The 20771-nt window shown below is 54.7% G+C and carries 15 protein-coding genes; 10 read left to right on the top strand and 5 right to left on the bottom strand.

Annotated features, from left to right (window positions below; genetic code table 11):
* The first annotated feature begins 156 nt into the window (after positions 1-156).
* Entirely contained in the window at positions 157-756 is a 600-nt protein-coding gene (paaY, locus tag ACNQP3_RS13790) for a phenylacetic acid degradation protein PaaY (RefSeq protein WP_012272251.1), read from the top strand.
* A gap of 77 nt (positions 757-833) precedes the next feature.
* Positions 834-1757 (top strand): phenylacetic acid degradation operon negative regulatory protein PaaX, encoded by a 924-nt coding sequence (gene paaX / locus ACNQP3_RS13785; protein WP_176729444.1) that lies wholly within the window; start codon positions 834-836, stop codon positions 1755-1757.
* Positions 1758-1894: 137 nt separating this feature from the next.
* Here paaX and rfaD read toward each other — a convergent pair whose 3' ends face one another.
* Positions 1895-2926 carry an ADP-glyceromanno-heptose 6-epimerase gene (gene rfaD, locus ACNQP3_RS13780; RefSeq protein WP_012272249.1) on the bottom strand — a complete coding sequence of 344 codons (1032 nt, stop codon included), beginning with the start codon at positions 2924-2926 and terminating at the stop codon, positions 1895-1897.
* An 808-nt stretch (positions 2927-3734) separates the two neighbouring features.
* Between rfaD and ACNQP3_RS13775 the strand changes: the two genes are divergently transcribed.
* Both ACNQP3_RS13775 and ACNQP3_RS13770 read left to right on the top strand, forming a co-directional pair.
* Complete coding sequence (locus ACNQP3_RS13775; RefSeq protein ID WP_264317233.1) at positions 3735-5378, top strand: hypothetical protein; 1644 nt, start codon at positions 3735-3737, stop codon at positions 5376-5378.
* Between the two features lie 254 nt (positions 5379-5632).
* Positions 5633-7179 (top strand): IS3 family transposase gene (locus tag ACNQP3_RS13770; protein ID WP_264317232.1). Its coding sequence is split into 2 segments (ribosomal slippage): positions 5633-6119 and positions 6119-7179, totalling 1548 coding nucleotides; the frame shifts between segments, so codons are not numbered across the junction.
* A gap of 260 nt (positions 7180-7439) precedes the next feature.
* Here the strand turns inward: ACNQP3_RS13770 and ACNQP3_RS13765 are convergent.
* Positions 7440-8228 (bottom strand): tetratricopeptide repeat protein, encoded by a 789-nt coding sequence (locus tag ACNQP3_RS13765; RefSeq protein ID WP_264317231.1) that lies wholly within the window; start codon positions 8226-8228, stop codon positions 7440-7442.
* Between the two features lie 43 nt (positions 8229-8271).
* Between ACNQP3_RS13765 and ACNQP3_RS13760 the strand changes: the two genes are divergently transcribed.
* The 3 genes from ACNQP3_RS13760 to ACNQP3_RS13750 all read left to right on the top strand — a co-directional run bounded on the left by ACNQP3_RS13760 (position 8272) and on the right by ACNQP3_RS13750 (position 9521).
* A complete protein-coding gene (locus ACNQP3_RS13760; protein ID WP_264317230.1) occupies positions 8272-8739 on the top strand; it encodes a zinc-binding dehydrogenase in 468 nt (155 codons plus the stop codon).
* A gap of 12 nt (positions 8740-8751) precedes the next feature.
* Positions 8752-9186, top strand: coding sequence for a tautomerase family protein (locus tag ACNQP3_RS13755; RefSeq protein ID WP_264317229.1), 435 nt, complete (start codon positions 8752-8754; stop codon positions 9184-9186).
* Between the two features lie 152 nt (positions 9187-9338).
* Positions 9339-9521 carry a hypothetical protein gene (locus ACNQP3_RS13750; protein WP_264317228.1) on the top strand — a complete coding sequence of 61 codons (183 nt, stop codon included), beginning with the start codon at positions 9339-9341 and terminating at the stop codon, positions 9519-9521.
* A 48-nt stretch (positions 9522-9569) separates the two neighbouring features.
* Here ACNQP3_RS13750 and ACNQP3_RS13745 read toward each other — a convergent pair whose 3' ends face one another.
* The gene (locus ACNQP3_RS13745; protein ID WP_264317227.1) at positions 9570-10562 is read right to left on the bottom strand and encodes a DNA-binding protein; all 993 of its coding nucleotides are present in this window, start codon (positions 10560-10562) and stop codon (positions 9570-9572) included.
* Positions 10563-10740: 178 nt separating this feature from the next.
* Between ACNQP3_RS13745 and ACNQP3_RS13740 the strand changes: the two genes are divergently transcribed.
* The 3 genes from ACNQP3_RS13740 to ACNQP3_RS13730 all read left to right on the top strand — a co-directional run bounded on the left by ACNQP3_RS13740 (position 10741) and on the right by ACNQP3_RS13730 (position 14479).
* Complete coding sequence (locus ACNQP3_RS13740) at positions 10741-11691, top strand: site-specific integrase (RefSeq protein ID WP_264317226.1); 951 nt, start codon at positions 10741-10743, stop codon at positions 11689-11691.
* A 180-nt stretch (positions 11692-11871) separates the two neighbouring features.
* Positions 11872-12147 (top strand): helix-turn-helix domain-containing protein, encoded by a 276-nt coding sequence (locus tag ACNQP3_RS13735; RefSeq protein ID WP_264317225.1) that lies wholly within the window; start codon positions 11872-11874, stop codon positions 12145-12147.
* A gap of 277 nt (positions 12148-12424) precedes the next feature.
* A complete protein-coding gene (locus tag ACNQP3_RS13730; protein WP_264317224.1) occupies positions 12425-14479 on the top strand; it encodes a hypothetical protein in 2055 nt (684 codons plus the stop codon).
* Positions 14480-14571: 92 nt separating this feature from the next.
* Here ACNQP3_RS13730 and ACNQP3_RS13725 read toward each other — a convergent pair whose 3' ends face one another.
* Complete coding sequence (locus ACNQP3_RS13725; protein ID WP_264317223.1) at positions 14572-16656, bottom strand: hypothetical protein; 2085 nt, start codon at positions 16654-16656, stop codon at positions 14572-14574.
* Positions 16653-20576, bottom strand: coding sequence for a hypothetical protein (locus ACNQP3_RS13720; RefSeq protein ID WP_264317222.1), 3924 nt, complete (start codon positions 20574-20576; stop codon positions 16653-16655). The genes ACNQP3_RS13725 and ACNQP3_RS13720 overlap by 4 nt, the downstream gene beginning before the upstream one ends.
* Positions 20577-20771 lie beyond the last annotated feature (195 nt).

The following is a 20771-nucleotide window of genomic DNA, read 5'->3' as shown; positions in this document are numbered from 1 at the left end:
ATGAAACGTTTGATCAAGGCATTTAGGCAGACGATTTGCCACTTTCTTTCAGCTTACTTGGCCTGACTGAAGCGATACACGATCTACCCGGTTGACGACGAAATGTCTTGTGATACAAGATCGAATGGCATTTCAAATCATTTCAGGAGCTTTGCCATGCCTTGCTATCGACTGGACGGCCTGACGCCCGTGGTTCATCCCACAGCCTACGTGCACCCCAGCGCGGTCCTGATCGGTGACGTCATCGTTGGCCCTCGTTGCTACATAGGCCCTCTGGCGTCGCTGAGGGGCGATTTTGGCCGCATCGTGCTAGAGGAGGGCGCCAACCTTCAGGACACCTGCGTGATGCATGGCTTCCCAGGCGGTGACACCGTAGTGGAGCGCAATGGGCACGTCGGCCATGGTGCCGTGCTGCACGGATGTCGCGTGGGTGAGGACGCCTTGATCGGCATGAACGCGGTGGTGATGGATGGCGCCCACGTAGCGCCACGCTGCATCGTTGCGGCCACAGCGTTCGTCAAGGCCGGCTTCGAATGTGCCGTGCAGAGCCTGGTGATGGGTTCGCCGGCTCAGGTCAAGCGCCCATTGACCGATCAGGAGCTGGCCTGGAAGCAGCGCGGCACCGCGCAGTACCAGCATCTGGCGCAGCGTTGCATGAACAGCATGGTCGAATGCCCGCCGCTGGCCGAGGCAGAACCGGGGCGCCCACGCATGGAAGACTCCGGTGTCAGGCCCAAGGGCCAGGCAAGCGCATGAACCTGGCAGTGACACGCCATGGCCAGGCGGCCCGCCGCACAGGTATAGTCGGTGCTTTCTCCGCGCACAGTTCGCCCATGAGCAATCTTGCCCCACTGAACAATTTGATTACCCGCTTTCAGGAGCAGACGCCGATTCGCGCCAGCTCTCTGATCATCACGTTGTACGGCGATGCCATCGAGCCCCACGGCGGGACAGTCTGGCTAGGTAGCCTGATCAATCTGCTGGAGCCGATCGGCATCAATGAACGGCTGATCCGCACATCGATCTTTCGCCTGACCAAAGAAGGTTGGCTTACCGCTGAAAAGGTTGGCCGGCGCAGTTACTACAGCTTGACGGGCACTGGCCGCCGACGTTTCGAAAAAGCCTTCAAACGCGTCTACAGCCAGAGCCAACCCGCTTGGGACGGCGCCTGGACGCTGGTGTTACTGTCACAACTCGAGGCTGGCAAGCGCAAGGCGTTGCGTGAAGAGTTGGAATGGCAGGGGTTCGGCGTCATGGCTCCGAACCTGCTGGGCTGCCCAAGGGCTGACCGTGCCGACCTGGCTGCCACGTTGCGCGACCTTGAAGCCAGTGACGACAGCATCGTCTTCGAAACCCACACCCAGGAGGTTCTCGCGTCCAAGGCCATGCGCGCTCAAGTGCGAGAAAGCTGGCGTATCGAGGAGCTGGGGGAGCAGTACAGCGAGTTCATCCAGCTGTTCAGGCCGCTGTGGCAAGGTTTGAAAGAGCAACAACTGCTGGATGCGCAAGATTGCTTCCTTGCACGCACACTGCTGATACACGAGTACCGCCGCCTGCTGCTGCGCGACCCGCAACTACCGGACGAGCTGCTGCCAGGGGACTGGGAGGGAAGGGCTGCGCGACAACTGTGCCGCAATCTCTATCGGCTGGTGTTTGCCAAGGCAGAGGAATGGTTGAACGCTGCGCTGGAAACCGCAGACGGACCATTGCCGGATGTGAACGAGAGCTTCTACAAGCGTTTTGGTGGGTTGGCCTGAAGAAAAAGTGCAGGCATTAACCTGACCTTTTATATAACTACGCTAAATGACTATTTAGTGTAGTTATCGTCAATAATTCACCAATAAATCGCACCAAAGCAGGTAAAAGCATCTGCCAACCACACAAATACGCAACATCAAGCTGCCGCCGCTTGCTTGAAAGGAGCGGGCGGCGGGCTTTGGTTACCCTGCAACCAGTCACAGTAGCGGGCCACGCCTTGCTGGACTGTCAATGTAGGCGCCTTGTAACCAGCAGCGCGCAAGCGCTCCAGGTCGGCACAGGTGTAGCACTGGTATTTGCCACGCAAATGATCAGGAAATTCGCTGTACTCCAGCACCCCCTCAAGCAAGGCCATATCAAGCGACAAAGGGGGTAGGTCTTGCCGTTCGCGCAGCCGATTGATCACAGCCAGAGCAACGTCGTTGAATGGCTGGGCACGACCACTGCCAACATTGAATATGCCACTGAGTTGTGGTCGCTCAAGGAAGAACATATTGACCTTGACCACATCCTCAACAGAGACGAAATCCCGCAGATGGCCACCGCTGGGGAAGTCCCCATAGCTACCGAACAAGCTGACTTTTCCGCGAGCCTGGTACTGATTGAAGCAGTGTAAGGCCACTGAGGCCATCGGGCCTTTATGCTGCTCATGGGGCCCGTAGACATTGAAATAACGCAAGCCGACGACCTGGCTGCGAGCCGCCGTCAGTTGCCGGCGCACCTGTTGATCGAACAGAAACTTGGAATAGCCATAGACGTTCAGCGGGCGTTCACACTCACGCTGTTCGCTAAAGATGCGTCCTGCGCCGTATACGGCGGCCGATGATGCATATAGCAGCGGGATTTCCTGGTGCTGTGCAGACGTCAGCAACTCACGGCTGAACCGGTAGTTGTTGTCCATCATGAAACGACCGTCGCCTTCGACGGTGCTTGAACACGCACCCTGGTGCAGAACGGCGCGCACCTTGCCAAACTGGCCGCGACCGAACCGGTCGAGAAAATCGTCCTTGTCCAGGTAATCGGCAATTTCACTGTCGGCCAGGTTGCTGAACTTGTCGCCATCGGTCAGATCGTCGACGGCAATGATATTGGTCTCGTTGCGTTGGTTGAGTGCCTGAACGAGATTGCTGCCGATGAATCCCGCGGCGCCGGTTACGATGATCGTCATGCCAGATTCCCCGTGAGGGTGCGGAGCTCGCATTTTACTCAAGGTAATGTGAGCCAACCTTAACCTGGATCAATTAAGCCAACGGTTTGAATGAGTGAGGAGCTTGTGCTGGCTTAACATCTGGCCGTCCACGGTACGGCACTGAAATATGAGGTTACTCATAATGCATATTATGTTAAATAGTGTATTTGAGGGGACGACTCCACTCAGCGTCCTCAACTCTTAGCACGGCATCAATTAACGCTATCTGTAACCCTCACTGATTAAGTGGAAACGTGAGCGAGTTAACCGGAAAGCCAGGAACATCAATCTGCTGTGTCTCACAGCTGACGTACTATCTCAATCCGGTGGCTACCTACAGCTCAGTGCTTAATCGGAAACAACCGGCCTCAAGCCATTGATTTCTCGTATCTGCAGCCAACGAGAAATTCTTTTTCGTGTGTACTGTGGCGAAAGTAAATTGGAAAACAGAATTCACCCAGTCCCAGCGCTGACGCAGATTCCTGTTTTCTATCAATTTGTTCTCGCGCCGAAATTGCGGGCCTGTGCCATAGCCTGGCCTTTTGCTGAAAATTAATCGGACAATAATCCCTCTGCATCGACTGATGCGCCCTGATGTTTGCTTTCGCGGCATGTGCTGTCTAAATTTCAGCCCCTGGGATATCTAAGACTCGGGACTATTTCCCTTCGCGATTGCTGGGCCGTGTTCGGACTACAAATTATGAGTTTGAGATTTCATGCCTTGCTGACGCACCCCGACTCGCCTGCCGAAGGTGCGAGCGGAAGATCTTGCGCGGAAAAAAAGCTGGTGAACGTTTACATCGAAAGCCTTCCGCCGGCTTTGCGGGCTCAAGAAAGCCAAGCACTGATGGCTGATTACGCGATTGCTATAAGGGCTACGCCAAATTATACCCGCTGGAATATTTCGGTTTTGGAAAAGTTTTTACTGTGGAGCTTCATTGTTGCAAGGAAATCCCTGGCAGAACTGAACAACAAAGACGTCCTAGATTTCTTGAACTTTTGCAAGAATCCTCCTGAGTCATGGATATCCAAGCATGTCAAGAGATTTATAAAAGAAGATGGTGCTCTAAAGCCCAATCCGAAATGGCGCCCATTTAATGCCCCCTTACGTTCGCCTGACACCAGATGCGTTATTAATAGATTTTTTGCTCTGTGTTCTGAGTCTATTGGTCTCGTGTACTGTCCTCTTCCCCGCTCTGAAATCCCACGAAATAATACATGTTGCTGCAGTTCAGCAGAGTCTTGGTGCCGCAATTATCTGGATGAATTTAAAGAAAACACTAAAGGAAAGGCGGGGTTAGAGCTTGGCTTGCTTTTGTTTGCCACCTCATTTTACCTCAAAATACCCCTGAGAGATTGCGCTGACTACCTTACCTGGGATTGCTTTGATTTATCAGATCGGGACAATGGTCGATTCAAAGTCAACACGGGTCAGGGATCTATTGCTGGTGAGATTCCTGAGGCTTATATGGAGTATTTTTTTCGTTGGAGAAGCATTTCTAAGCTGCCGGCTTACCCTACAACAGATGAAATTCGACCGCTATTTCATTGCCGAGCCAGAAATTACTCGGCAGCGTATATCCCCAAGCTTGGTTCAAGTGGCTTGATTCCAACTAAAATGTTAAGAGCCTTTCTTTTGGGGTGCGCACGATGCCGAGCGCATGGAAGTCCCTGGCAGAGTGGTTTTGATAGGAACAAGCGGCACAGATCAAGGCTAACTAACAAGAAATTAGACTTCTCTGCTATCAATAAGTTTTACCAAGAGGCTGCTGGGCTAAGCCTTTGCACACCTGCCACACCAGTCCCTTTGTATCTCGTGAAAAATGAGATTGCGGCCCCGCTTCCTATAAAGGTAATAACCTATTTATTAACTTCATTTAATCCGGCGGCAAATGGGGATATCTGCTCGGCTGGCGCATCACTGTTCCATTCGTTTATCAACATGGGGCCTAATCACCTTAAGCTTCGAGCATTCGAAAAATTGACTCTGTGGTCGGTGCTTATAGCTGGCAAAAGTCCGGCTAATCTAGTTGGATCAGATGCCGAATCATTCTATCTTTACTGCCTGAACCCTCCGGCACAGTGGGTCGGCGCGAGGATCTATCCTAGATCGAGCATTTTATGGCGGCCATTTCTTAAACTTCGGCCGGGAAAAGAAAACTCAGCAGACCTGGCTCCAGTTAGGCCGCGAAGCAATACCGCTAGGCCATCCCAAAGACGTTGCCGCAGGCTTTGCTTTGCTACTCTGCCCAACCTTTCCAGCCGTTCAATCCTGGCAATCATCAGTGTGATGCCACGTCGTGCACGTTGGCGGCGTCCATTCCTTCTCATAAACCGGTCTCCAAATGTCCCAAGCTGGTCACTCAAATCACTACTGGTAGATCGGTCACCGTACCATTGGCCGCGGCCGCAGTGCCAGCCGCTATGCTGAACCGGTAACGGCCAGTCAGTGAAAACCCACTAAACTGTATTTATATACAGTATCGTTCCAGACCTCGCGAGAGCCTAAATTCGGGATGCTTAAATCCCGCCATTCTGAGTTCGGAGCCATCCAAAAATGGCTCAAAGCAAAGCGCCACAAGGCCTGTAGCCGTTTTTAACCGATTGGTATTCCCGCCGCGTCAGGATAGTTGTCGTGTGAGTTGATTCGATGAGTCTTGGTCGGTGGGCGGAAGTGAGAGCCGTGTGGCGCGTTATTCGATAGAGCATCGGGAGTGGGTGGTGCGGCAGATGATGCCGCCCTTGAACCGGACGGTGCCGGAGCTGGTGGAAGCGACAGGCATTACTGATGCCACCCTGTATGCTTGGCGCAAACAGGCCAGAGCAGCGGGAGCAGTGGTGCCGGCAGATGGACAGCAGGCCGACCAGTGGTCGAGCCAGGACAAGTTTCGGGTGGTGCTGGAAAGCGCCAGCCTCAATGCGGCTGAGCTGGCGGAGTACTGCCGGCGCAAAGGCCTGTATGTCGAGCAGATCAACGCCTGGCGCGAAGCCTGCGAGCAGGCCAACAGCCTGGCTCAGCCGAGCAAGACCCGGCGCGAACGCGAAGAGGAAAAGGCCGCGAAGAAGCGCATCAAGCAGCTGGAGCGTGAACTGCGGCGCAAGGATGCGGCGCTGGCAGAAACCGCAGCTCTGCTGGTGTTGCGAAAAAAAGCCGAGGCGCTCTGGGGGAAGGACGAGGACGAATGATCAGCGCCCCGGATCGCCGTGAAACGCTGCAGTTGATCGAGGGCGCCGTGGCGGCGGGAGCGCGGCGGGCGCAGGCCTGCGCCGAACTGGGCCTGTCGCTGCGCAGCCTGCAGCGCTGGCAGCACTGCCCGGAGGATCGGCGTCCTTCGGCACAGCGAGCTGAGCCGGCCAACAAGCTGACCCCGCAAGAGCGCTGCCGCGTGCTGGAGGTCGCCAACCAGCCCGAGTTTGCCAGCCTGCCGCCGCAGCAGATCGTGACGCGGCTGGCCGATCAGGGCACCTGGCTGGCCTCGGAGTCGACCTTTTACCGGTTGCTGAAGGACGCCGAACAGCAGCATCCGCGCGGCCGTAGCCGCCCACCGGTGAAACGAGCGCTGACGACCCATGTGGCCGACGGCCCGAACCAGCTGTGGTGCTGGGACATCACCTGGCTGCCGACCACGGTCAAGGGCCGTTACTTCTACTGGTACATGATCAAGGACGTCTACAGCCGGAAGCTGGTGGCCAACGAGGTGCATGAAAGTGAAAGCGCCGAGCAGGCCGCCCAGCTGCTACGCCAGGCCTGCCTACGTGAACAGCGGGCAGGCCAGCCGCTGGTACTGCACTCGGACAACGGCAGCGCGATGAAGGGCTCGACCATGCTGGCGGCCATGCAGAACCTGGGTGTGATGCCCTCGTTCAGCCGCCCGCGGGTGAGCAATGACAACGCCTATGCCGAGGCCTTGTTCCGCACGGCGAAGTACTGCCCGCTGTGGCCGGAGCGGCCCTTCGACACGCTGGAGCAGGCCAGGAACTGGGTGAACAGCTTCGTGGCCTGGTACAACCATGAACATCGCCACAGCGCCCTGAAGTTCGTGACCCCGGCGCAGCGACATACTGGCCAGGCAGAAGAGTTGCTGCGCAAGCGTATCGAGCTGTACGAGGCGGCGCGTGCACGGCACCCGGAGCGCTGGAGCGGCAACATCAGGAACTGGGTGCTGGCACCAATCGTGTGCCTGAACCCGGAGCGGGAAGCGGTACTGCAGCAAACATCAAAGGCAGCGTGACACGCTCACGCGACAACTACCTTGAAAATCGCCGTATTACGACTGGAGATCCTCTGCGAAAAGGTCACTGAGGTGCAATTTCGCGGGATGAAATAATAGACTGTATATATCTACAGTATGTAGGCGACACTCGCCTCAGGCGAAGCGCGTTGCTCTGCATCTGGGAGTTCAACTACATCTATTGGTGATGGCTGATCAGTGGATGGGAAAGCATGTAGGTGGGCTGTCGCTCTGGCCGCGGTCGCGCATCGCCGTTGAGTTCAGCTGCAGAAGCTCCAGTGGGTTGGGCACGGCCTGCGGCACGGCTGTCGTGAACCAAGCCCCGACTGCGTCTGGGTCTTGGCCCTCCGGGCTTCCATCCTCGTGTCAGCCTTCATCAGCTTACTCACCAAAGCCAGCCTGCGCTTAACGCCTATTTTTGGATTCAAAGCCAGCGCTTCCTCATAAACCCGGGCTGCTTCAGGGTGCTGGCCCAACTGCTCGTGCGCAAGCCCCTGGACTTTGAGCGCTGTGGGCCTCCAGGCAGGGTTTTCATCTGCGCCGAGTGTACGGGCACGCTGTACAGCGGTCAGGACTTCCAGCGTGCGCTCGTCTGTCAGGTCGCCCTCCCCTAAAATCTTCTCTGCGGCGAGGATGATGCGGTCGTAACGGGAGGAGTTGAGTTTGGCATCGCCTAGCGGATCAGCATCGATGAATTGGCCGTGAACGTTATACCGGAAGCTCCCCATGTCTTTGAACAACGCCATGAGCTCCCCTGTACTCTCGTCCACTTCATAGCTATCAGGCCATCCGGCCTTAGGCGTGACGCTGTACATTTCGACCCGATTGACCAGGTCAAACAGGAACACCTTGTTACCATGATCGGTTGGGCTGTTGGCTGTGGCGCAGAATGCGTATTTCCCATGCCTAGAAATACCGCTGGTGAGAATATTTGCCGTCAGCTCTTTAGCTAAGATCACAGAACCGCTGGGGTCGAAAACGCTGAACGTCCCAGACAGGGTGCTACCAAAATGCCAATCTTCCAGGCAAAACAGGCCGGCGTCACACACGTGGCCATTGTTTGGCCTAGGCATACTCCCGTGGCAGGCAACGGTGCCGCTGCTCACATCTGCAAGCGCGTACGCCCCTAAGCCAGTCGGCACTATCTGCTCGGCAGGCCTGACGCCGGAAGAAGTGGCCGAAAAAGTTCGTGAAGTGAATGGTGGTCGAGGGGTCAATGCATCCATCGATGCAGTCGGTATCAGCAACGCAACCCTGACCGCTCTGGAGGTGCTTCAGAAAGGCGGCCGGATGTGCACCGTCGGCCTCACCAGCCAAGAGGACAAAGGCCAGCTGGATATGCCAGTCGACAAGCTGGTGTTCAACGAATGGTCGATCATCGGCAGCCTCGGCAACCCACATCCTGAGTACAAAAAGCTTCTGTCCATGATTGCAGCTGGACGGCTGAACCCGGCACAACATGTTACCGAGCAGGTCTCTCTCGACCAGGTGCAATCAGTCATTGAGCGCATGCCTACGTTTGATACCAAAGGCTTTGTCGTCATCACCAAGTTTGATTAAGCAGGACGGATCATGCCGCTCATCTACGTTTACAGCCCGCAAGGCACCTTCACAGACTCGGCGCGCGACTTGCTAGCTGACGAACTCACTGACATCGCACTGGCTTGCGAAAAACTGCCAAATACCCCGTTTGTAAAGAGCACCACCTGGATCTACTTCCGTGATCACGATCGGTCGCACGTTTACCATGGCGGAAAATCGACTGGAACAAAGGTCATTTCGCTTGAAGTTAATGCGTTCCAAGGTGGTTTCGATGTCCAGGCCAAAAAAGAGCTCTTTGCTCAGTTTACGGATGCCATCCGCAGGCATGCAGGGCTGCCCGAAAACGATCTAGTGCCCGTCTACATCGTCATGCGAGACGTGCCTCCTGCGGATTTGGGTGTCTTCGGCGACACCATTACGTTGGATGCGCTTCGAAATCCGCCACTGGATGCGAAGCCAGTCTGATCGGCAACTCCCCTGGAGTGGAGGTTGGTCGAAACGCTCCGGCCGACCTCCCCTGGCACCATAAGCAAAGGCGAGACTCTCTGGGCGCCTTTCCTAACCGGCCAGGATGTGCTCAGCTATCTGTCCATATTCTTTCTGTGGATGCGTCCGCCGTGAAATCTTTCATCGACCGAAACCCAAAGGAAAAGGCTGTAGAGGAAGCTTTCGCCACCCTGGCGCGCAATGGCTACGAGAGTGCACGACCCGATCCGGCAGACAACGTGTTTGCAGTTGTTGAGCGATTGAAAAGGCAGCAAGGCCTAACCGAAGCGGCGCCCGAATTACGTAAAGTTTGATCGTGCCTCGCGGCGTCACGGCAAGTCCTTCACCGGCCCCCCCTGTGGTCATGATTCGCCAGTCATATCAGGCTGTTCACCGCGGCAAATCTTCAGTGCTTTGGCTGTATCAGCCAGCTCCTGGCTAAGTTTCACGACATTGGCTCGTAGCGAGGAAATTTCAGACGAGAGCCCCTCGTTGGTATTTTTCACGGTCACCAATTGCTCCTGGAGCATCTCTTTAGCGCCTTCAGCCCTGGCTGTGGCCATGTTTGCGAGCCCCAGATCCCCCTCTAGTCGCTTCATCGAATCCTGATTCTGGTGAGCAAGCTTGCTGTGCTGGCGCGCTTCACTCAGCAGGCGCTCGTTGTCACGATTTAGGCGCGTCAATTCATCCTGGCGAACCATCAGGGCCTGTTGTAGTTGCAGGAGTTCCTGCTGGACTTGCTGAAGCTGGGTCTCATGGCGGCGCTGATCTTGTTCTCGCTGCTCCTTGATGGCGGTGCGGTAGTGCTCCAGCGCATCCCGGGCATGCGTGTGCTTCTCCTCTAGCGAGCGCACATGCCCATCCTTCTCTTGCATTCGCAGTTCCAGGTCTGCACAGCTTTGGCTGAGGCGCGCGTTCCGGGTTATCTCGGCCTGCAAAGAGGATTGGCATGTTCGCAGCTCTTCGGCTTGGGCGATCAATGCCGCATCACGGCTCGCGGTGATTTGTTTGCTGTTTTTGAGTTCTGCATCTAGGTCGCTGATGCGCTGACTCAGGGCTGCGACGCTCTGCTCGTGGCTGACTCGCTCCTGCGCCAGGGCTTCGTTGCCCTCCTCCAAAACACGCTTCAAAAGCTGGCCGACCATCGCTGTCAGCTCATCACTCAGTCGATCCGGATGGGCCTGCGGGCGCACGTCTGCCGACTCCAACTCCTGCATATACCGCGAAATTGTGGTCTTGGATCCCGTATTTCCTAGCTCGATTCGCACCGCGTCAATGCTTGGATTGACGCCGCGGGCGATCAGCGCCGCGCGTGCCTTCTGCACCAAAGCCTTGTTAATGCCGCCGCGAGCCATGACCTCTCCTACGATTTCGTAATGTGTTACATAACACGTTCATACGTGACATTGTAGATGATTTTATGACCAATAAATACCCCGAAATCCAAGAGTAAATAATGGAGAGTTATGTGTTCTTAGGCGGCAAAATGGGTGAAAATCGCCCTCTAGTCTGTATGAATGGCAGGAACGGGAGATGGACAAGGCTCAGCGGTACCTGACGGCGGGAACGCGAGAAAACACACGTAAGAGCTACCGCGCGGCGATCGAGCACTTCGAAGTCACGTGGGGTGGGTACCTGCCAGCGACAGCGGAGGGGATCGTTCGCTACTTGGCCGAGTATGCTGAAACCCTCGCTCTTAGCACGCTCAGGCAACGGCTTGCTGCGCTGGCACAATGGCACATTAGCCAGGGTTTCCCTGATCCGACGAAGGCTCCTCAGGTGCGGCAGATGCTTAAAGGCATTCGCGCAGTTCACCCTGCACAGCAGAAGCAAGCTGCGCCCCTTCAGTTGCGTCATCTGCAGAAGGTGGTGGCGTGGCTGGACATTAAAGCCGCACAGGCCATTGAGGCTGGTGATTACCAGAGCTTGATGCGGTACCGCCGCGATTCCGCCCTGTTGCTAATTGGCTTCTGGCGCGGATTTCGAAGCGATGAACTGGCGCGACTCCGTGTTGAGACGACTCAGGCGGAAGCCGGTGTTGGCATCACCTTCTATCTGCCCTACTCCAAGGCCGACCGCGACTACCAGGGCAGCACCTTCTACACCCCCGCCCTCAAGCAACTTTGCCCGGTCGAGGCCTACATCAACTGGATCAGCCTGGCAGGTATCGCGGACGGGCCGATATTCCGCAAGCTCGATCGCTGGGGTAATCTTTCCGACAGTGGCTTCAGGGCCAGTAGCTTGATTCCCCTGCTGCGCCGGATTCTAGAGGCTGCGGGCATTCCAGCCGCGGCGTACAGCAGTCACTCGATGCGAAGAGGCTTTGCAACGTGGGCGTCGGCTAACGGATGGGACATCAAAGGTTTGATGACCTATGTGGGGTGGCGAGACATGAAATCTGCGTTGAAGTATGTAGACGCCAGTAACTCCTTCGGCAGCTTGGCAGCTCAATCCCAATCGACCGACGTCCTTGAGAAAACCTGAATCGTCGTGGTTTCTCTATGGCGATGCAGGATGCCATCTGGATGAAAACTGTAGTGGTAGACTCCCAAACGACAGTAGGAACCGTCACGATAAGCTCGCGCGCTAGGACGCAAGGGCTACTACACAGCAAGGAGTATAACCAGGCATGCGAACTGATGATGAAATGAGCGGGATGGCCTCATGACACTCAAGGCTTCATTCGCAACAGTCCTACGCGCCAAACGAAATATTTCCCAGCGCGAGTTCGCAGACACGACAAGACGCACCTACCTCTCAAAGCTGGAGGCTGGTAAGTCGAGCATCACCTCGGACAAGCTGCAACAGTTGAGTGACCGCCTATGCCCCAGCCCGCTGACGCTATTGACGTTGACTATCAGCGAAAGCACCGACGAATCGACCACCGAACTGGTCAATAAGCTTAGCGGGGAGATTTACGGGCTTGCCAGCAAAGGGTGAACCGCAAACTCTTCAACCCCTCTGAGGCCAAAGCACCCTACCCCAGTTCCTGTTCGCAGTGCTTTGCTTGCGCTTACCTGCATATTAGAAATCGGAGAAGCTCATCTGGCTCATGGGCAAGGCTTGCTGCGGTAGCTGAACGGAAGGTTATTTCAGCACAGTCGCGTGGTCTGTGCTGACTTGTTCGGAGAATCCCTAGGACTCTTGTCTTGGATGGGCAGCCTGAAGTCAGAGATCAAAAAAAACTAACCAACACACACCAAAAGGAATTAAAGCATTGAACCTTGAGCAGGAAATCGAAAACTTTCATAGCCACCTTGACAAGGTATTCCGTGACGCGTGCCGAGCTTCATCCTCGCCTGCTGAAGTCAAAAGAATTATTTCCATAATTATCGATCAGCAAAATAACGCGCCCGCAGAAGAAAAGTTACCGTTATACTTTTATCAATTAATTTTTGCAACCCAGGCTCTTTACGACTCGTATGCAGTCTATGAGCTTACAGAAATGGGGAGCTGGATTGGGTGGGCGCTATCAGAAGACACCAATGAAAGTCACACAAAAACCTTGCACACAGGAAGAGTTTTTGAGTTTTGTTCGTCACCGCCGATAAGAACTTGGCCAGGTTTCGTACCAGTAATGGTAAAATTTTTTGGTGCATTCTTTTACTACGCTCGCGAGCGTACGGCTATGAATAACATCGCACATGAATTTTGGCCCTTCGCCACGATGATTTTTGAAGCCTCTATGAGCTTGCCTGCGGAGCACATCTTCGCCGATGAAGCATATCTCGGGAGCCACTTGGCGTGCTGGGCTGCGAAAGAAGCGCCCAACTTAGCTAAAGTGTTCATTCCAGTCGTGGAAGATATCACTGAGAAAGACAACCTCTCTGAAAAGGCGCGATCTATTCTATTCTATAGCCTGACCACCATCGCAGGCAACTTTTCAAGCAAGACATCCCATGAATGGGCAATTACAACACTCGACAAGTTCAACAAGATACTTGCTGAGCCGCATAAATTGCAATTACTTTCGACCATTTATGCAGGAGGTGAAAATGAAGATCCGACAGCGCTTCTCAGTCAAATAGATCGCGTTCAAAATTTTTACAAGACAAAACTAGATGGAATAACGTTTTTCCGCGACGCTGCATTCCGAAGCGGTTCGATTCAACCCTTTGTTGTCAAAGCCCTCAGCGCCGGCGACTCCTGCTTAGCCTTACAAGGCTTACTGCTTTGGCACCAGTTGCTAACACCCGGCATGAATGTCTCCGCTGAAGATTTGTGCATATCAATTCCATTCGGTGAGCATGGTTACTTGGCCATCCTTGGCAAAGAACGCACATTCATCGAGCGCGACTCTCAGGCTATTTTAGAACAACTGGTTCCTGCTAGTAATGAGTTCTTAGGTGTAGCAAAGACTCTAGCTTATTCTGACAACTCCGGTGTAACCATACCGACTCGGATAGGAATACCTAAATACGGCTGCTCTGAAGATTATGAGTTAGCTCTTACCAACGGGTACTGCTTTACCCCGTTCCCCTTTCACTCCAAACCCTCAAGCCAATTAATTATTGACACTGAATGCACCCCAATTCAATCAATTCAGCTGAAAGTTTGGGGGGAGACATGGCCGATATCCTCCTCATTATCTATCCCTAAGCCTGACCGAAAACCGCAGCGCATTTTAATTTGGTGTGGCGGAGGGAGTCTGACAGAGGAATTGGAAACGGATGTAATCAGGCACGTTTTCGAATCTGCTGGGGCTGCAGTTGATGTTGTAACCTTCACCGAAGCCACACAACAAAGGTTCCTCGAAGCTTATCAAGACCCTGTTTACGATATCATTTGGGTAGCATCTCACGGTGAATTTGATCACTGGTCACCCAAGTATATGAAGATGCATATCGGTCATGAATTATCCGTTTCGCTTGAAGATCTATGGGAGAAAGCTCCTGTCCTTGAAAAACGGCGGCTGACATTTCTTAACATCTGCGATGGAGCGCGCTTTGAAGAACGAGGCCTGCTTCCTAAAATAGGAATAGCGCCAGGCATCGCGAGCGCCGACCAAGCGACAATTTCCCACTTGTGGCCCGTTATGGGATACCCCGCTGCAGCGTTCGGATCCTACCTCGCCTTCAACTTAGCGGCTGGAGCCCCGTTTTTCGATGCCTATAAAATAGCGATTAATTCGATCCGGAAGTCTACACCAGAGATTGCAGAAGACCTTGCGTCTAAAATCGGAGGGGAGTTTGATCTGATCCGCCAGCTTCGTGGAAAAGAGGAAAATTACGCCCTACTTGAATTCTATGGGTCGGCGGCTTTCTATCAATAGTAGTGCCGCTCTCAAGCTTAAATAATCCAGCAAGGCAGAGAGCAGTCAGGGCGGCAAAGCCCATCCTCAAAAAAGATGGGCCTAATGCTGCGTCAGTTATGCAAGCAGACTTCAACGATCTTCTGGAAAATCGAAGTCTTGGCCGCCTCGCGAAGCCTTACGATGTCGTAGGTGAAGCTGGAGAAGAACAGCTCGCCCAGTGGGTGGTTCAGGACAGGAATACGGGTACCGACCTCATCGGTAATCACAACGTTGTACACCAAGCTTTGCTTCGCGATGGTTCCGTTTGTGGCTTTGTTGGACGCCACAAAGTACCACGCGCCCTCTAGGCCATTGTCCTGGATGAACACGCTGTGCCGCTGGCTCTGCTTTGTTGGCGTGAGGTAGTAAGGCAGAGACGCCACTTCAGCACTGACCTGGCGGGACGGTGAGGTACCCTCGTCCTGCCGCTCCTGGTTATCGAACAGAGTGTTGCCGATGATGCGGGGTACCCGGGGGGTGTTGTAAGCGTTCAGCCAAGTATTCGTCTCCTTGTCGCGGATCAGGAATGCGCCGTCCCAGAGGGCATCAAACGCCTTGGTACCTGCTTTTCTGAGCACCGCGCTCAGCTGCTTGAACTCGTAGTTGAACTCACCCGCGCAGGTCTCATCGAAGCGGCGCGAGCGTTCAATCTTGATGGTCTCGCCATTCACGGTCACGTCGAGCACCTGGATGTAGATGTTCTCCTTTCGGTCACATCGGCAACTCACCAGCTGCAGCGCATGGTCAGGCAAAGCTGCGCCACTGATGGTCACGGCCTTGTCTCGGAAGATCGATTCCTTCAGTGCCAATTCCTGCAGGCTTTTCTCAATAGCTGAATCAGAAGGTTTCTTTTTGAGATCGACGTCGAAACCCTGGCAGATGGTGTCGACGGATGTCGTGAAGCGATGCAGCTTCACCGACGTGTAGTAATCGAACTGCGCACCTGGATTGCGTTGGCTATCGTTGAGCGCTTGCCAGAAGGTGTTGTAGGCCTGCGTCTCCTCCCCTTCCGATTTCGAAATGCTGGAACCGTTCTTGCTCTTACCGGAGGTTTTGACCTTCTCGCTGACGACCAGGTAGTTCGTGTTGCCCACTGCAAGCTCAGTGGGCAATGGCAGTCCATCACCGCTCAGTACCTTGCACGCGCCGAACTTCTCTGCGAGGGTCTTGATAGTGCTTAGCCAAGCTTCACTGTCCGCTGTGTCCTTTGCTGTATCGAGCAGCCAAAGCGGATTTGACATGGTCGGCAATCCTGCCAGGAATGTCCTGACCTGATGGGTGGCTTGGTACACCATAGGACTGAATTCAATGCCCGCACGCTTCAGCAGTCGCTCGATGCGGTTCAGGCAGTCAGTTTGGTGGTAATTGATGCTGTTGTGGTAAAGGTCGAGTGCCTTTGCCTCGGAGTAGTTCGTGGCAAACGCCATGTACTTGCGATCACTGTTGGTGGTCGCGTTGAGAGACTGTACGCGCTGGTAACGTTTACCACTCCAATCGAACATCAACATGCCGGAATCGGTGACTGGCCTGCTCGCTGACTCCACAGACGAAGCGCACTCCATGACTGCACGCTTGAGGGAGAGAACGAGCTCCTGCTCCTTGGAGAAATACAGCTCGTACTCCAGAGCCTCGAACACCTCATTACCGTTTCTGGCCTTACGGCTGAAAACAAGTCCCAGGTACAAATTCGCGTTGTACTCGACAGGTTCTATAGCGTAGCGCTGGTGGACGTCATTGAGGTACGAGAGCTTGAGCTTCAGATCCACCAGTGCTTGGATCACGTAGCAGGGATAGAGTGAGTGCTCGCTGATCACTTGGCGGACATGGCCAGGCGCCGGCGCATGCGTGCTTAGATAGATGAACCCGAACACCCCCTTCCTGCCACTGAATTTGCTGTAGTGCACCTTGGTGGACGCTGGGACGCCCAGCGATTTACGGATGAAGTCCTTGATGGTGGCATCGACCCGCGGGTAATAGACCTCTGACTCTTCACCATACTTCCTGGAGACCTCAACCACAGCCGCCTGAATGTGACCGTAACCCTCATCAATGACTGCTAAGCGGTCAATGATGTCGTCAAGGTTGCCGGGCAGTTTCAGCATGTTGGTGCGCGCCTTGGCAGCAGCACCCATTTCCAGAGGGTTGATAGACGTCATTTCGCGTTCCTTAGCAGCTGTATCAATGTGGGGTTGATCATCAGACGGTCATCCACCCGGTGAACGGTGCCTGCCTCGGTCACTGGCACGTAACGGGTCATGATCTTGAAGGCATTCAGAAAGTGGATCGACTCTCCATGGGTGAACTCACGTTCAGCGTTTAGATCGTTGTCGTCTGGTTGCGTGTTGACGTACAGGAAGCGCGGCGTGAGGTTCAGGCCAGCGCACAACTCACTCATATCCTTGCGTTTGGCTTCTGCTCTGCGAAGCGTTTTGAGCGAGAGCTCGTGGCTATCCAGGCTGCCCGACCAACGCTTGACGTCGATGCAGATGAGCGTGTCTTGCACCCGAACGAAGATGTCATAGCTCTCATACACTGCGGGCCCCAGGCAGTCGATGAACTGGTTGAGGTCAAGTGGAGTGATCTCTAGCACCGCGAGCACTCGGGCGAAAATGAACTCGCCAACGTTGCCCTTCAGTAGCGGTATCAGCGCCGGATTGGGCAAGTGGACATCAATCCCTTCGCTGGCCATGTTGCAGGCCATGTTGATGATGCCAGTACCTGATTCCCGGTCATCGCCATCGTTGCGGACGTAGTCTGGAACAAGCCACTTCCCAGGCTGATACACAGCCTGCCCATGCAGTAGGTCACTCAGGTGGTTGTGGCTCTCGATGGTCGTGCAGATGGTGACCCGATCCGTCACAGCCCGCGGCAAGTAGAAGGCGTTGATGATTTCCTGGTAGTAGCCGGAGGCTTTTACGAGTGGCGAGGCCAGAAGCCTGCGCACGTACTTCTCTGGTGCTGTGATGCTCTCGGGAGATCTAAGCATCTCGTTAAACGCCATCGCTTCCCGGTCACCTTCGCGTGCGCTTCTGAGGATCTTGCTGCGAAAAGCGCCGTTGAAGAACCTATCAATGTCGTCAGCGTCGGCAGCCACCTGAGCAGTGAACTGCTCTCGCTCTTCCTCGGTACCAAAGCAGCGACCCTCTGCTTGAGACAGGCAGAACTGCATAAGCTTGTGATTGAGCAGCGAAAGGCTGTTGATGAGCAGATCATTGCCCTCACGGCGTAGTCGGCTGTACCGCACCACCAGATCGTTGATCACATCACTGGGCAGGAAAATTTCGCTGTGCAGGTGGGTATCACGTCGCTCGACACGCCCCACCGCCTGGATGATGGCTTTGAGCACCGCCAGATCATGCTCTTGATTCAGGATGCGGCGGTTCTTGGGCTGCATCAGATTGGAGTCGAACTGCGACAACCGAACCGCCTCGCTCCCCCCAGACGCGATGTGCTTGAGAAGCAGAATGTGGTTCTTGACGGTATTGAGGCCAGTATCCTTTTCGCGGATGGAGCTATAGAACGGCGTGTTAACCAGCACAAGGCGATCGAAGTCCTGGTGGAGGCCATCCTCGGCGCGCTCAACGAAAAGGTTGAGACCCGTGCCAGCGCTGCCGTAGGACGAGACCAGGCATATCCGCGTGTCAGAATCCACCTTCAGGTATTCATCGATATTGACCTCTCTGGCCAGCTGGGCGCTGAACAGGATGACCCGAATCTTGGTTCCACCCACGAAGGGTTTCAGCTCGAAGATTTTGTCCTGGTACTGCGTCGAAAGCCCCTTAATGCGGCCCTCGATGCCCTGCGCGAACAGCTTTTTGAACAGATCGGCAAAGCGGTTGTTGAGCGAGAGCACGAAGGTGTTCTTGCCATCCCAGGCGGCCATCAGCATCGCCTCGATCTGCCGGCGGTAAGCAGACATCCGGAACTTGTTGTCACGAAAGCCTGGCGGCATCAGGGAGTTTGACCAGAAGCTGAAAGCGCTTTTGAAGGCAGGCTCGCTGCGCAGCCCGCTAATGTCGTCAGCCGATGTTTTGTAGAAAGGCCTGACTTCCATCGTCCTGGCCTTGGCCCGGGCCGCCCGAAGGTCTGCCATCGCATCTACATCCGCGAGGGAGCGCTCAACGACGCGTACATCTAGATTCGATGGTTGGGTCTCACCATAGCGAACCAGCATCTTTCTCGAAAAATTGCCCGAGTAAGAATTCTTGAAACCTGTCGTAGCGCTGAGGCACATCGCGCTGTTCTGGGTGCCATGCAGGATACGAAGCAGCTTCACTTCAGGAAGCTCAAGGATCAGGTCAAGGTGGAAATCGACGAAGACCCGATTCTTCACCGCATCACCGCCAAAGGGGATTTCGTCCACTTTGATCAGCGAAAAGACAATTTTCGGGGCGAAGAAAGTGAAGAAGGCATCTACGAAGATTTCAGCGTCCCTGGCGCGGTCAAACACCGAGGCTACGTAGGCGTGATGCTGCCGGGAAGTTTTGATGAACTCCAGCAACGGTGCGTTCTGGCTGGCCTCCTGGCCAAGCTCCAACAGCTGTCGCAGTGGGCTTTTCTGGGGCACTTTGGAGCAGGCGTACAGAGCGCACAGCATGACCTGCAGAAAGTCGTGCAGTGTGGGGTCGGGATCGTCAGTGGGGCTTCCATCATCGAAATACAGACGGATCTCACTTTTACCGCACACAGACCGCATCCTGATTCGCTTGAGTGCTTCCTCGTTGTAGAAGCGCCTCGGGGTGAGGCTGAAGATATTCCGAGACAGCGCCAGGATTTGTTCGACATCACGATTGTTGATCGTGATGTGACCCACGTTGCCCGAGCACATCATCAGGATGGCATCCAACGAGACGCTGGTTTGGCAGTCCTCTTCGTAATGCCGACGAAGATCCTGCATGAGCTCAACCGTTTCGTTGAACGCGATAGGTTCCTCATTATCGGGGCCATACTTCTCCGAGACCATCTCCATCAGCCGGTGCAGGCCAGCAATGACGTGGGGCGGCTTCACCCGCTCGCTGACCAGCTTTTTCTTGCTCTCCTCGAAAATTCGGTCGTAACTGTCATGTTCCTCGTCGATGACGAGGTTAAAGGTGATTCCGTGGGCCTTGAAGAAATTTGCCTCGTCGGAAATAAAGAAGTCGTCTTTGAGGTAGGCGATTTGCTCGTCATGGGACAGGCTACAGGCGGCGCCGATAGGCGCGATGTTGTCTTCCTCAGCATTCGTGGGCGAACGCTTGGCTCCCAGTATGGCGTCGAAGCTCAGCTTCTTGATGTTTGGTTCTTTCTTCTTGTCGATGTACACGATGAACGCGCGCTTGAGGAATCGCGCAGTGGTAGCGATGAATATGGTTGGCCCCACCTTGGCCCACTCGAACGGCAGGACATGATCAATCACTTCGATCTTCGCGCGTTCACGGTCAGTTCGAGCATCCCTGAAGCGGTCTTCGGTGGTCACGAACTGAGAACCGACTTTCTCCCTGATCACGGCTTTGGCCAGATCCTGCAACGCAAAGAGCAGGCGTTGCTTCGACGCGTCGATTCGACGCCGCAGCTCAATGTCCCGAAGATGATCCATCACGCCTAACTTCAGGTAGCGCAGGTGCTCGGACTCAGTGGCTTTCAGCCCGCTGATGGCGCTGCTCAGTTCGCTGACCGCTTCGCGGTAGTAGTCGGTACTAAGGGCTCTGATCCAGCCGCCGTAAAGGTCTTCATTACGTACCTTGGTCACCCAACCGACGAAATTGAGGTCAGACAAGTCCCGCTCGGCCAGGAAGCTCAGAATGCTGACACCCCGCGCTGCCGCCCTTTCCTGAGTGACCTTGGAAACGTCGATCTGTGCTTTATGCGGGGTGATGAAGAATAGGTTGCGGTGGCCCCCGCTTTCGTTACGAACAGCGGAGTTTTCGACGAACTGGTCAAAGACGTTATAGGACTTGCCAAAGCCAGTCCCATCATTGGCAAAGCTAACTGACGGGTTAGGTTTGGCGTTGCCGTTGAAGAACGGAGCCAGTCGAGCCCGGTGCGAGTTGATTTCGTGGCTGAGCGCTGAACTGATGCGACCGTCCCTGCAGTTCATGGATAACCTCGATGACCTTCTAATGATGGCAATCTAATGCATGTCACAGCCGAGGGTGCTGGCAAAGCGCATGAATTGCAAGTGCGCCAGTTGCTACGCTTGGTGACATTGGGTGTTCAACGACACGCTCTAGAATGTACCTCAGCGGCGACAGCAATAATCCAGCACCGCCCTGTGTGATTCACATTGGTAAGC

This window comes from Pseudomonas sp. LFS074, assembly GCF_047978165.1.
GTDB lineage: Bacteria > Pseudomonadota > Gammaproteobacteria > Pseudomonadales > Pseudomonadaceae > Aquipseudomonas > Aquipseudomonas putida_P.
The sequence above is the reverse complement of the archived record's forward strand: the minus strand, read 5'-3'. Positions and strand labels throughout refer to the sequence as shown.